Raw genomic sequence first — 12,471 nt, 5'->3', positions numbered from 1 at the left:
CGCCGCCATGGGGAATCACACAGACTCGGACGACTACGGGCTGTATGCGCGGCCAACAGGTGACCAGGCTCAGGAGTCGGTGCAGATTGTTGACGACGGCGGAACTGTTCCGTCTGCTGTGGGGCGGGCCGCCGGTGGGAGCCGCGCATCCGGCCGCGATAACGGTTCAGCACGGGCTGACGGGTCCACATGGGTTGAAGACGCGGGCACTTCGGGCCGCGCCGACGGTGCCCACGGGGCGTCGGTTCCCGGCGGGTCCTCCGCCAGCCACGGCCTGTCCGCATCTGATGGACCCTGGCGCCGGTTCAACCCGTACCTCTGTGCGGCATGGGCTCTGGTAGCCATGATCCTGGCTACCGGCGCGGCTTGGCTGACCGGAGCTTTCGATCCGCCTAGCTACGTCTCGGTTGACCCGGCAACGGGACGGGGGATGGCAGGCAGGCCGGGCATCCTCGTTTCCAACCTGTACAGCATGGGTCCGTTCCTGCTGCTGATCGGGCTGATCGGTGCTTTCACTCTCCTTACCGTGCAGGCTGATCGCTTCCGGCGGGTGCACGGACGCTAGCCGACTCACTGCCGTTTAGCAGCCCGTTATCGCCGCGACCCCTGAGCACTTTGGTCGTGAGGGGAACAAGGCCGACGCGGTTTCCCAGTGAGTGTTGAACGGGGTACCTGGTGTGACCTCAGTGGTAACTCCTGCAACAGTGGGCGGGAAACTGCGGGGTGGGGGCTGAGCGTCGCGAATCGCGGGCTGGCTTGCTGCCTCCGCTCGGCGTCGGGGCCGCCCGGATGGCTGCAGCCTGTGATGAGGCTGGTGGCGGCCGGATTAGGGCCGTAAAGGTGCCGCTGGCGGCCGCGTTCGGGTCTGCACAGCGGGGGGAACGGCCTGGACGGCAAAAATGTTCGCCCTTGGTTGGCATGGGCGCCAGCGCGTGTTCACTGCTGATTAACCTTGGCTGGATGAACTCGGAGAGTCCCAACCGAGCACGACCCCGAGGTTCCATGAATACCGAGTTGCCCTCCAGTCCGCAGGCTCTCGCAGGCATTCCGCCCGCAGTCGGCGGATTGTTCAATTTCCGTGACGCAGCGGCAGGAACCGGAACGCCGGGCCTGCGCCGGGGAATGCTCTTCCGGTCCGGAGCCCTGAACGACCTTGACCCTGCCGGTCTCGCTGAACTGGCTGCAGCGGGGATCGGCACGGTGGTGGACCTGCGCGAGCCGATGGAGATCGCCTCGGCTCCGGACAATGTTCCAGCGGGAACGCAGATGCGAAACGTTCCGCTCTACCGCGGAAGCCTCCCCGTCTCCGAACCGATCGAAGCCGTCTACCGGCATCTGCTGCAGAACGGTGCCCGGGCACTGACCAGCGCCGTCGGCGAAGTGATCCGGAACCTCGACGGCGGTGTCCTGGTCCACTGTGCTGCAGGGAAAGACCGGACCGGGCTGGTGATCGCGCTGGTGCTTGAGGTCGCCGGGGCCTCCCGCAGCGCCATTGTGGAGGACTACTCCCGCACCGAAGCAGCCCTTCCCCATTCCTTCCGCCAGGCGGTGCTCGCCCGGCTCGGCGATCAGATCAGCGATCCCGCCGAGATGGCCACCGCTGTCCGCCTGCACCTGGCCAGCCCGCCCGAGGTTCTGGACAGCGCACTGCAGGACCTGGCCAAGGAGTCCTTCGAAGGTGAGACCGGTGCCGCTGCCTACCTGCTGCGGCACGGTTTGGGCCAGGACCTGCTGGACCGGGCCCGCGTCCTGCTGCACGGCACCGGGATCCCTGCTGCATGAACGCGCCGGGTTACACCCTGATCCACCTCACGGACACACATCTGCATCAGCCGGACGAGCCGTTGTTCGGTGTCCTGGACACGTGGGCACGCACCGCCGAGGCCCTGCGCGCAGCGGTCCGCTACCGGCCCGACGCCGTTGTGGTTACCGGTGACATCGCCGATTCCGGCGGCGATATCTACTCTGCCGCCGCCGAACTTTTCGCCCGCGCCGGCCGGGAGCTGGGCTGCCCGGTCATCGTGCTGCCCGGTAACCATGACCTTCCCGGCACCCGGGCGTGGACGGCCGAAGCGTTCACGGGTTCGCGCACCGACACAGGCCCCGGTCCCGGGGACAACGTGCATTTCGTCGGGGGACTGCGCCTCATCACGCTGGATTCGGACAACCCCGGGCAGCCCGCGGGCCGGCTCACCGGAGAGCAGCTGCACTGGCTGGATACTGTCCTGGCCGAGCCTGCCCCCGACGGCACTGTGCTGGCCCTGCACCATCCGCCCGTCGATTCGCTGCTGCCGCAGCTGGCCGGCCGCGGCCTGGCCCGGCCTGCGGAACTCGCCGGCGTGCTGGCCGGCACGGACGTGCGCGCCGTCCTGTGCGGGCACTACCACCATGCGGTGTCCGGCCGGCTGGGTGCTGTGCCGGTCTGGGCCGGCCCGGCGGTGTCCTACGGCCAGGACCTGTTCGCGCCGCCGGAGAGGGTGCAGGGCCTGGACAGCAGCTGGCTCTCTGTCATCCGGCTGGACGAAACCGGGGTCAGCGCCGTGCCGGTCCCGCTGCAGCCGACTGGCGCAGTGGTGTTCACCAAGCCCGCCGTGCGCCTCAAGGCCCCAGCTCACCCCAGTTCCACACCGCACCCCCATTCCACACCGCCACCCGGCGCCGTCCCCGCTGCCGGCACTACCCGTTCCACCTATCCCTTCCCGGAGCCCGCACGGGCACCGGGCCACCCTTCCCGGCAGCAGCCGTTGCTGCCGGTTTCCCAAGGAGAACCCCTTGCTGCACCGCTCTAAGTACCCCGCCCTCGCCGTCGTTTCCCTGGCGTCGCTTGCTCTCCTGACCGCCTGCAGCGGCAGCGCCGACGGCGCCGAAAACTCTCCGGAAGCCTCAGCGTCCAGCACCTCGGCCGGGGCCACCGGCACCCTCACGGTGTACACCTCCGAGCCGCAGGCAAAGATCGATGAACTGATTGCCGCCTACAGCGAGGTCAACCCGGAGGTCAGCGTTGAGGTCTTCCGCGCCGGCACCGGTGAGCTGAAGACCCGGATCGCCACGGAGAAGGAAACCGGCGGCATCCAGGCCGACGTGATCCTCGCCGCCGACGTCCCCACGTTCGAGGCATACGCCGCCGAGGGGGACCTGCAGGTCCTGGACATCGACAACGCCGGTGAACTGAATCAGGACGTTGTCGACGCCGAGGGCTACTACGTGGGCACCCGCATCATCCCCACCGTCATCGCCTACAACACCACGCTGGTGGACAACGCCCCCGAGTCCTGGGCCGAACTGACCAAGGACGAATACAAGGGCATGATCGCCATGCCGAACCCGGACGTCTCCGGTGCCGCCGCCTTCAACACCACCGTCTGGCTCGAGACCCCGGCCCTGGGCGAGAACTGGCTGAAGAACCTGATCAGCAACGAACCGACCGTGCTGGAAAGCAACGGCCCGGTGGGCCAGGCCGTGGCCGCCGGTACCTCGGGGATCGGGATCGTGGTGGACTATGTGGCCCGCGAACTGGCAGCGAAGGGCTCGCCCATCAGCCTGTCCTACCCGACCGACGGCGTTCCGTACGTCTCCCAGCCGGCGGGCGTCTTCACTGACTCGAAGAACCCGGACGCCGCCAACGAGTTCGTGGAGTTCCTGGTCTCGAAGGAAGGCCAGGAACTGGCCGTGGCGCAGTCCTACCTTCCGGTGCGCGACGACGCCGGTGTCCCCGAGGGCGCGCCCTCCCTCGCCGACCTTGAGCTGCTGAACCCGGACCTCGCGGTGATTGCCGAGAAGCAGGCAAGCGCCGTCGCGAAGTTCAATGACCTCCTCAAGTAATTCCGTTTCCTTGGCGGCGGGTCAGCTCAGCCCCGCCGCCCGGGGAGCTGCAGGCCGGGTCCGGGGCAACGGGCCTTGGGGCGACGGACTGCACTGGCTCCGGCTGGCGGTCTGGACCGTCCTGGCCCTGCTGGTGCTCCTGCCGCTCGGCGTCATTGTGTTCCGCGGGGCCCAGCCGTCCAACGCCGATGTGCTCACGGACCCCGACGTCCTGGCTGCGGCGTGGAACTCCGTTTCCTCCGCCGCCGGATCAGCGGCGCTGGCCACCGCGTTCGGTGCGCTGCTCGCCGTCGTCCTGGACCGGACCGATCTGCCGGGCCGGACCGTGCTGCGCTGGATCTTCCTGCTGCCGTTCCTCATTCCGCCGTTCATTGGGGCGATGTCCTGGATGGCGCTGCTCTCCCCGGCCGGCACCGTGAACCAGGCGCTGATGGCGCTGACCGGATCCGCGCGCCCGGTGCTGGACATCTACGGCGGCGGCGGAGTGGTGTTCCTGCTCGCTGTGCACTCCTATCCGCTGGCCTACCTGGTGATCAGTGCTGCGCTGCGCCGGGTTCCGGGCAGCCTGGAGGAAGCCGCCCGGATCAGCGGTGCCGGCGGGCTGCGCACCTTCTGCCAGGTGACGCTGCCGCTGGTGCGCCCAGCCGTGGTGGCCGCGTTTGTGCTCACGCTCGTCGCCAACCTCTCCGACTTCGGCATTCCCGCGCTGATCGGCCTGCCCGAGCGGTACACCACGCTCACCACCCTGGTGTACCGCTACCTCGCCTCCGGCACCGTGACCAATCCGCTGCCCGCCGTGGCCGCGATCGGGGTGGTGCTGCTGATCCTGGGCCTGGCTGCCGTGCTGCTGCAGCGCCGGCTGCCCGGGGGCAGCGAACTGGGCGGTTCCGGAGCGGCTGCGCTGCCGCTGCAGCTGGGGTCCGCCCGCTGGGTGGTGGCGGGCCTGCTGTGGCTTACCGCCGCCGTCGTCTGCGTGCTGCCGTTGCTGGCACTGACCGAGCAGGCACTGCTGCCCGCTCCGGGCGTGCCGCTGACTTGGGAGAACCTGACCCTGGCGAACATCGCCCGCGCCGTCACCAGCGGCGGAGCGCTCACCGGCATCGCCAACTCGGTGCTGCTCGCCCTCGGTGCAGCGGTGGCCTGCGGCGTGCTGGGGCTCGGTGTCGGTGCGCTCCTGACCCGGACCAAACACCGCTCCAACGCCGCGCTGGACGTCACTGCCATGCTGCCGCAGGCACTGCCGGGCCTGGTCCTGGCTGTCGCCTGGCTCCTGATTGCCCCGGCGCTGGGCATCTTCAACACGCCGTGGGTGATCCTCGGCGCCTACGTGATGGCGTTCCTGGCCCTGGTGGTCCAATCCGTGAGGGCACCGCTGGAATCCGTGCCGGTGTCCCTGGACGAGGCCGCACGGATCTCCGGTGCCGGTCCGCTGCGGGCACTGGGCGACGTCGCGCTGCGGCTGAGCGTGCCTGCGGCGGTGAGCGGCGCCGTCGTCGTCGCCTTGACCGCGGTGCGCGAACTGACCATTTCCATCCTTTTGGTGGCGCCCGGCTCCCAGACGCTGGGTGTGGTCATCTTCAATCTCCAGCAGGCCGGGGACTACAACTCGGCTTCCGCCCTGGCGCTGCTGGTCACGATCGTCGGCGTCGCGGGGCTCTCCGCGACCGCCGCCCTGGGCGCCCGCCGCACGGCGCGCACCCGTTTCCGGAAGGGGAAGTAAATGTCTTCGATCAGCCTTCAAGGCCTGCGCCACGTCTACGCCAACGGCCATGTTGGCCTCTCGGACGTGGACCTGGACGTGCACGACGGCGAGTTCCTGGCGTTGCTCGGTCCGTCGGGTTCCGGCAAGACCACGCTGCTGCGCAGCATCGCCGGGTTTGTTCAGCCGGAGGGCGGCACCCTGTGCCTCGGCGGCAAGCCGGTGGCGGGGCCGGGCGCCTGGGTGCCGCCGGAGAAACGGAACCTGGGCATGGTGTTCCAGGACCACGCGATCTGGCCGCACTGGTCCGTGGCCCGGAACGTGGGGTATCCGCTCCGCCTGGCGGGCGTGCCCCGCAAAGCCGCGGAGGCCCGGGTGCGCAGCGTGCTGGGGCTGGTCGGGCTGGACGGCTTGGGGGAGCGGGCACCGGCTGCGCTTTCCGGCGGGCAGCGCCAGCGCGTGGCCCTGGCGCGGGCGATCGTCGGCGCTCCGCAGGCACTGCTCCTGGACGAAGCGTTGTCCTCCCTGGACGAACCGCTGCGGGCTCGGCTCCGGCTGGACCTGAAGGCGCTGACGAGCGAGCAGGGACTGACATCGGTGCACGTCACGCACGACCGCGCGGAGGCCCTGGCCCTGGCAGACCGGGTGGCGGTGCTGCGGGCCGGGCGGATTGAGCAGGTCGGCACACCGGAGGAGCTGGTGCGGAATCCGGCGTCGGCGTTTGTGGCGTCCTTCGTAAACGATGCCGTGCTGCTGGACGGGACCTGGGCGGAGGGCCGGCTTGCGGTCGCCGAGGGCATCAGCATCCCCGGCGAACGGCTCGAAGCCGGGCCGAGCATGGGTGAAGGCGGTCTGGGGCACAGGGCACTGGCGGTTACCGCCGCGGTGTCTCCGCTGGACCTCTTGCTGCACCCGGTGCACCCGAACCTCGCCGGCGACACCGGCTGGGCACGGACCGGTGTGGTGACCTCCGCGCTTTACGGCCCGCATGGGTTCGATGTCTCCGTGGACTGGCAGGGCCGGACGCTGCGGGCGCATGTCACGGGTTGGGTGCCCAAGCCGGGGGACCGGGTCCTGCCGGAGGTGCTCCGGGCCCATGTGTTCGCGGGGGAGGCGGCTGGTTCTGCGTCGGGAGCCGCGGGGGATGCGGGGGATTCCGCGGGGGATGCGGGTTCTGCGGGGGCCGCGCCGGGGGACGCGGCCGCTGGCCGCCGGACGCTGGTGACGGCGTGAGTGCTCCGGGGAGGGGTGCCGTGAGTGATGCGCGTATGAATGGTGCTGAGACGCTGCCGGCACGGCTGGTCCTGGTGCGGCACGGGGAAACGGACTGGAACCAGGAGCGCCGGCTGCAGGGCCGAACCGACAACCCGCTGAACGGTGTGGGCCGCGCCCAGGCGCGCAAGGCCGGGCGGCTGCTGGCCGCTGAGCCGTGGGATGTGGTGGTTTCCTCGCCGCTGCTGCGTGCCGTGCAGACCGCGCGTCGTATTGCTGACGCGGCTGGACTGCAGCTCGCCGGTACCGTTCCGGAGCTGGTGGAGCGGGACTACGGGCCGGCCGAAGGGCTGCACCTGAACGGGCTGACCGAACCGCAGATCACGGCCGCACTTGGTATCGGTGAACCGGAGCAGCAAGTGGCGGATCGCGGGCTCACCGCTCTGCGCAGTTTGGCCGCGCAGTATCCGGGCCAACGGATCATCGCCGTGGCGCACGGCACCCTGATCAGGCTTACCCTCTCGGAGCTCACCGGCCAGCGGTATGCGCGGGTGCTGAACGGCGAGGTGGTGGAGGTTCCGCTGTCCGCGCTGTTCGACCGTTCCCAGGTGTGAGGGCCTCCTGGGGATAGGCTAAACGCAGGGTCGAGTAGGTTCACCGGCATGGGGAATTCAACGCCTGGCTCCGACGAGGAGTACCAGCTGCACGCACGTCTGCAGGACGGCCAGAGCCGGAACTCTACGCACATAAGCTCTGTGCAAATAATCGACGACGGCGCCGGTTCAATCCCTATCGCTGTGCAGCATGGGTTTTGTGCTGCGGTGTACATAGCGGAGTCGGCTCCGGATATGCGCCGTGGTTTCTTCGGGTCGTTCTTGGAGTTCGGCACCACGGTGGGCTTTATCCTTGCAGCGATTGTCTGCACCACCACCATCACACTCGTCGGCGACGAGGGGATGCTGGAGGGCTGGTGGCGGCTGCCGTTCCTGCTGACTATCCCGCTGGGTCTGACAGCGCTGTGGATCCGGACCCGGCTGGTGGAGGCTCCGGTGTTCGCGGAGGCCTCGGCGCACCGGGAGACCCTGAAGTCCCCGCTGCGGCAGGTGCTGGCGCAGAACTGGCGGCAGCTGCTGGTCCTGGCCGGGTTTGTGGTGCTGCTGAACGTGGCGTTCTACCTGATCCTCGGATACATGCCCACCCACATGAGCGGCCAGCTGGGACACAGCACGGCACAGGGCAACTGGATGCTGGTGGCCGTGATGGCGCTGATGCTGCTGGCGATTCCGCGGGTCGGTGCGCTCTCTCACCGGATAGGCCGCAAGCCGCTGCTGCTGACCGCGGCTGTTGGCTACATTGTGCTGTCTGTTCCGGCGATCATGCTGCTGGGTGTGGAGAGTCTGATCCTGCAGTTCCTGGGCTTGGCTGTGCTGTGCTTCCTGCTGGTGATCCTGGTGTCGTCGGCGTCCTCCACGCTGCCGGCGCTGTTCCCGACGGCGGTCCGCTATACGAGATTTGCGCTCGCCTATAACTTCTCTACGGCGTTCTTTGCCGGTACGTCGCACACCATCGCGAACCAACTGATCGAGACGACCGGCAACCAGCTGGTGCCGGGTTGGTACATGGCGATTGCCGGTGTGATCGGTCTGGTGAGCATTCTGTGTATGCGGGAGACCGCGCAGGCGACGCTGCGCGGCGAGGTGATTCCCGGTGCTCCGGATTCAGTGGGCTGGCCGAAGAAGGTGCATCTGGAGGAGAACCAGGTGGATGCTGAGGAGCGGCGGCGGGTGAGGGTTCAGGCGAGGCTACGGTCTCAAAGAGCCCATCCGAGCCTCGTGCTGGCGACCCTTGAGTGCGGTCATACGAAACGCCGAGTTCGTTAGTACGCTGGGTTCGATGCGCTTGAGACAGAGGCGCCTGCGTTAGCTACGGTCGGCGAGATGTTGGGTTGGCTGCAAGAGGGCACCTGCCCCGGGCTCTCGAATGACAACTCCTTTCGTTTTGCCCAGATCGTGTATAGCCTCGGAAAACGTGGAGCGGAGGCGCTCGAGTTCATATTGGTAGTCTTCTGGTTCGTACTGAACATTCTCCAGGTATCGGTTACACGCGGACGACATACCGACAAGCACATTGAATTCGTGTGACGAGCGAGGTCGGAGAGCAAGCCTCGTTTCTCGGATCCCGTTCCGAATCTGCAGGATTGCGTCTGTCGCAAATTTCCTATCGTCGCTTGGCCCGGTTGGAATCCTCCTTGGAGTGATAACCGTCAATGCCCTACGCAGATGGAGATCTGTAGTTAGGTTGTTTAGTGCGGCCGTCTGTACGGCCTTGGCATCGCGGATCCGCAGTAGGCGTTCCGAAAGGAACGCTGCAAAAGTTCCTTAGAACGCACCGATGAAAGTCGACGGGAGTGTCGCAAGGATATCCATGGGCGCGAGTCTAGATTGTTCGAGATCTTGTGTTTGCTAAGGCCACGCCGATAGCGAACGCTGACGTGTAATAAATGCCGGCTGCGCTCCATGTCAACTAACGCAGCGCCGAACACCGGACTCACTGGACGGCATACGGGTAGGGGCCAGTCACGCCACATATAGTTACCGACATGATGAATCCCTCGCCCTACGAGGTTGACGCATGGCGTCGGCTCCAGGAGCCCAAACTTCGCCCCGTTTCAAAAGCTGTGAAAAGGGCAGGTCTCAAGGCTGCCCAGAGTTCCGCTGGCGTCGGAAAGAGGGCAGCACAGTATTTTGAGAGTCGTCCTCGGGCACAGTCGCTGGTAGACAGAGGGCAAGACGCGGTCGATAAGGGTACTCGCGCGTTTCAAACGGGTATTAGAAATGCGAAGGAAGTCGTACCAGAGGGAGTCACTGACTGGAGCGGTGCAGTCGTTCAGTCCGTGACTCGAATGCTCGCACGAGCCTCTCGCGTCGGGCTGTCTCCCCGCCGTGTGGTGGAGAGGCACCAGAAACGTGGACACGAAGTATCAGTGCTCTCAGACCTGCGTCGTCTTGACTTGGAGGAAGTTGATGCCGTTCGGGGACGGGGGCTAAATCTCTATTATCCGATCGCAGCAGCCGTGTCGGGGGCTGGTGCGGGTCTAGTCGTTTCAGGCGGATCGCTGGTGGTTGTTGCTTCGGCTGGTGCCGCGACGGCCCCTTCTGCCGCGGCAGTTGCTGGAGCTATTTCCGGTGATGCCGCAATCGTTTTGGGGCTGGCGTCTCGTTCCGTTGGGCACGTCGCATTGCTCTATGGCTATGATCCGGAGGATCCTAGCGAAAAGCTCTTCGTTATGTCTGTGGTCAACGCTGGTACAGCAGCGTCGGCGACTGCAAAGCATACGGCAATGGCGGACGTTTCACGATTAACGCAGGCACTTGTTCGTGGGAAGGCATGGACTGTTCTCGACAAATCCATAGTCACGAAAGTGTCCAAGCAGTTTGCCAAGGCATACGCCACTCGTTTCACTAAACAGTCGCTTGGAAAGATCGTCCCAGCGGCAGGGATCGTCATTGGCAGTGGCCTAAACTGGGCAACTCTGGAGTCAATAGTTGATGCAGCTGACCTGGCCTATCGCAGACGTTTCCTGATGGAAAAGTATCCGGATCTCGTGCCTGGAACCACGGTCTTCCCCGATCTAACTGAGAATGTCGATGGCGACACTGATGTATCCATCAGTGTCCTTGACGAGCTCGCGGAGGCAGGTGGACCTCGGATCGGTTGAACCCCGCCCCCGCTCATCCTTGTCGTAGGGTGCGTGCGCGGGAAAGATGGGCGGTTGCAAGCGGAAATAACAATAAGATGAGGATAGATAGTTGAAGGCCGAAGCAGTAACGCCCAGAGACCTTTTTGATTCCAAAGTTCAGTATGAAATTCCGGCGTTTCAGAGGCCGTATGTATGGAGCGAAGAGGACCAATGGGCGCCGTTGTGGAACGACGTCTGCCGTGTGGCCGAGTCTGTCCTTGACGCAGCATCCAATGACGGTCAACTTCGAGGCATGTCCCCTCACTTCCTGGGTGCAGTCGTCATCAAGGAAGTGTCAGCCACCGCTGGTGACCTTGCGAGGTCGCAGGTCATCGATGGGCAGCAAAGGATGACCACACTGCAGATTCTCATAGATGCGGCTCAGCTAGTCGTAGAAGCCCATGGACACGAAGACGATGCTGAAGCGTTGCAAGAACTGGTCGTAAACGACTCGCGCAGGTTCAAAGGCACGAGCAACCGCTTCAAGCTGTGGCCGTCAAGGGCTGACCGGGATGCGTTTGAAGCGGCGATGGACCGGACGATTGAGGATGACCTGCAACTTCAGGATCACAGAATTGTTCAGGCCCATACCTTCTTCCAGGATGCGATCTCTGATTGGGCCCTGTCCGTCGATGAAGAGCAAACGTTTCAGGTTTACGATCGCCTTTCCGCCCTAGCTAAAGTCCTGAGTGATCAACTGCACCTAGTGGCGATCAATCTAAGTGTGACTGATGACGACCAGCTTATTTTTGAGACGCTGAACGACCGAGGAACACCGCTGCTAGCTGCTGACCTTATTAAGAACTGGGTTTTTCAGCAAGGTGAAAGGGCCCAAGCAGATGTAGACACATGGGCTGAGAAGTATTGGCTTCCGTTTGACGAGGAGTGGTGGCGGCAGGAAATAAACCAAGGCCGGCTTCTCCGTTCGCGAATTGATATCTTTCTGCAGTATTGGCTCATAATGCGGATTCAGGACGACATTCCCAGCGATACGGTCTTCCGGCGGTTCAAGGAATACGCAACTACACACATGCAGGACGGTGAATCAGGAACTCAATTCATTCGTGCCCTCCGTCGGGATGCCGATATCTTCCGATCATTCGCTGAGATTGGCGACGAATCTCCGCAGGGCCGATTTTACCGTCGGGTGATCGAAGCTCTGGAGCTCGGTGCAACGACGCCGTTGTTGCTTTGGATGCTGTCGCCTAACCATCAGGTGCCCCAGGAGCAGATAGAACTGGGGCTGGGCGCTTTGGAGAGCTGGGCGGTCCGCCGAACACTACTTCGCCGTACCAGTAAGGACATAAGTAGGCTGATGGTGAGCCTGCTGAAGGAACTGAACGGTGTACCTATGGAAAACTGCGGGACGTCGGTGGTTCAGTTTCTCGTGGCCCAATCTGCAGACTCCCGTGAGTGGCCCAGCGATGAGCAGATGATTGAGGAGCTTCCCGGCATAAGGCTATACGGGAATTTGCGGCAATCACGCCTGCGTGTTGTTCTCGCAGAAGTCGAGAAACAGTTGAGGCACTCCAGACAGGAAAACGTGACACTGCCAGACGGTCTGGAGGTGGAACACGTAATGCCCCGCGGCTGGCGCTCCCACTGGTTCAACAACCTTCCTACGGAACCCGATGCAGAGAAAAAGCGGGATTCGTTGATTCACACGTTGGGTAATCTGACCCTCACCACCCAGCGTCTGAACGCGGCCCTATCTAATCGCCCGTGGACGGATGCTGAGGCGATGGAAGTGGCGCCAACGGGAAAGGACGCAGGCAGAGGTAAAAGGAGCATGCTGAGTGATTTCAGCATCCTCGCGATCAACAAGGGCATAGTTGACGACCATCCCGCTGTGTGGACAGAAACCGATATTCGAGCACGTTCAGTCCAGCTAACGGAGGCCATTTGCGCTGCATGGACTCATCCGGGAGCTCTGACCTCTTAGGAACCCATGTCCGCTCTCGTACGAGACAATGGACTCAGGGGGATACACACTTATGCA

10 protein-coding genes are annotated in these 12,471 nt (G+C 64.7%); all 10 read left to right on the top strand.

The window, feature by feature from the left end:
* Window positions 1-7: 7 nt before the first annotated feature.
* The 10 genes from GD628_RS12345 (at window position 8) to GD628_RS12300 (ending at window position 12,414) form a co-directional block, all read left to right on the top strand.
* Window positions 8-565: a hypothetical protein gene (locus GD628_RS12345; RefSeq protein WP_152274904.1), complete on the top strand. Its 558-nt coding sequence runs from the start codon at window positions 8-10 to the stop codon at window positions 563-565.
* A gap of 437 nt (window positions 566-1,002) precedes the next feature.
* Entirely contained in the window at window positions 1,003-1,782 is a 780-nt protein-coding gene (locus tag GD628_RS12340) for a tyrosine-protein phosphatase (RefSeq protein ID WP_193313262.1), read from the top strand.
* Complete coding sequence (locus tag GD628_RS16745; RefSeq protein ID WP_152274902.1) at window positions 1,779-2,789, top strand: metallophosphoesterase; 1,011 nt, start codon at window positions 1,779-1,781, stop codon at window positions 2,787-2,789. Before GD628_RS12340 ends, GD628_RS16745 begins: the two co-directional genes overlap by 4 nt.
* Window positions 2,773-3,822 carry an ABC transporter substrate-binding protein gene (locus GD628_RS12330; RefSeq protein ID WP_226802524.1) on the top strand — a complete coding sequence of 350 codons (1,050 nt, stop codon included), beginning with the start codon at window positions 2,773-2,775 and terminating at the stop codon, window positions 3,820-3,822. The genes GD628_RS16745 and GD628_RS12330 overlap by 17 nt, the downstream gene beginning before the upstream one ends.
* Window positions 3,806-5,542, top strand: a complete 1,737-nt coding sequence (locus GD628_RS12325) for an ABC transporter permease (protein ID WP_152274900.1) — start codon at window positions 3,806-3,808, stop codon at window positions 5,540-5,542. The genes GD628_RS12330 and GD628_RS12325 overlap by 17 nt, the downstream gene beginning before the upstream one ends.
* On the top strand, window positions 5,543-6,754 hold the full coding sequence (locus tag GD628_RS12320) for an ABC transporter ATP-binding protein (protein ID WP_152229385.1): 1,212 nt from the start codon (window positions 5,543-5,545) through the stop codon (window positions 6,752-6,754).
* Between the two features lie 20 nt (window positions 6,755-6,774).
* Window positions 6,775-7,347, top strand: coding sequence for a histidine phosphatase family protein (locus tag GD628_RS12315; RefSeq protein WP_152274899.1), 573 nt, complete (start codon window positions 6,775-6,777; stop codon window positions 7,345-7,347).
* A 48-nt stretch (window positions 7,348-7,395) separates the two neighbouring features.
* On the top strand, window positions 7,396-8,613 hold the full coding sequence (locus tag GD628_RS12310; RefSeq protein ID WP_226802523.1) for an MFS transporter: 1,218 nt from the start codon (window positions 7,396-7,398) through the stop codon (window positions 8,611-8,613).
* Between the two features lie 1,103 nt (window positions 8,614-9,716).
* Window positions 9,717-10,451 (top strand): EcsC family protein, encoded by a 735-nt coding sequence (locus GD628_RS12305; RefSeq protein ID WP_338083421.1) that lies wholly within the window; start codon window positions 9,717-9,719, stop codon window positions 10,449-10,451.
* A 91-nt stretch (window positions 10,452-10,542) separates the two neighbouring features.
* A complete protein-coding gene (locus GD628_RS12300; protein ID WP_152274898.1) occupies window positions 10,543-12,414 on the top strand; it encodes a DUF262 domain-containing protein in 1,872 nt (623 codons plus the stop codon).
* The last annotated feature ends 57 nt before the right edge of the window (window positions 12,415-12,471 follow it).

The organism is Arthrobacter koreensis (genome assembly GCF_009193255.1).
Lineage (GTDB): Bacteria > Actinomycetota > Actinomycetes > Actinomycetales > Micrococcaceae > Arthrobacter_B > Arthrobacter_B koreensis.
The sequence above is the reverse complement of the archived record's forward strand: the minus strand, read 5'-3'. Positions and strand labels throughout refer to the sequence as shown.

Bases quoted from the DNA above. Each gene is read 5' to 3' on its own strand.
- GD628_RS12320 (WP_152229385.1), top strand. From the start codon at position 5,543: ATGTCTTCGATCAGCCTTCAAGGCCTGCGCCACGTCTACGCCAACGGC.
- GD628_RS12310 (WP_226802523.1), top strand. From the start codon at position 7,396: ATGGGGAATTCAACGCCTGGCTCCGACGAGGAGTACCAGCTGCACGCA.
- GD628_RS12325 (WP_152274900.1), top strand. From the start codon at position 3,806: ATGACCTCCTCAAGTAATTCCGTTTCCTTGGCGGCGGGTCAGCTCAGC.
- GD628_RS16745 (WP_152274902.1), top strand. From the start codon at position 1,779: ATGAACGCGCCGGGTTACACCCTGATCCACCTCACGGACACACATCTG.
- GD628_RS12340 (WP_193313262.1), top strand. From the start codon at position 1,003: ATGAATACCGAGTTGCCCTCCAGTCCGCAGGCTCTCGCAGGCATTCCG.
- GD628_RS12345 (WP_152274904.1), top strand. From the start codon at position 8: ATGGGGAATCACACAGACTCGGACGACTACGGGCTGTATGCGCGGCCA.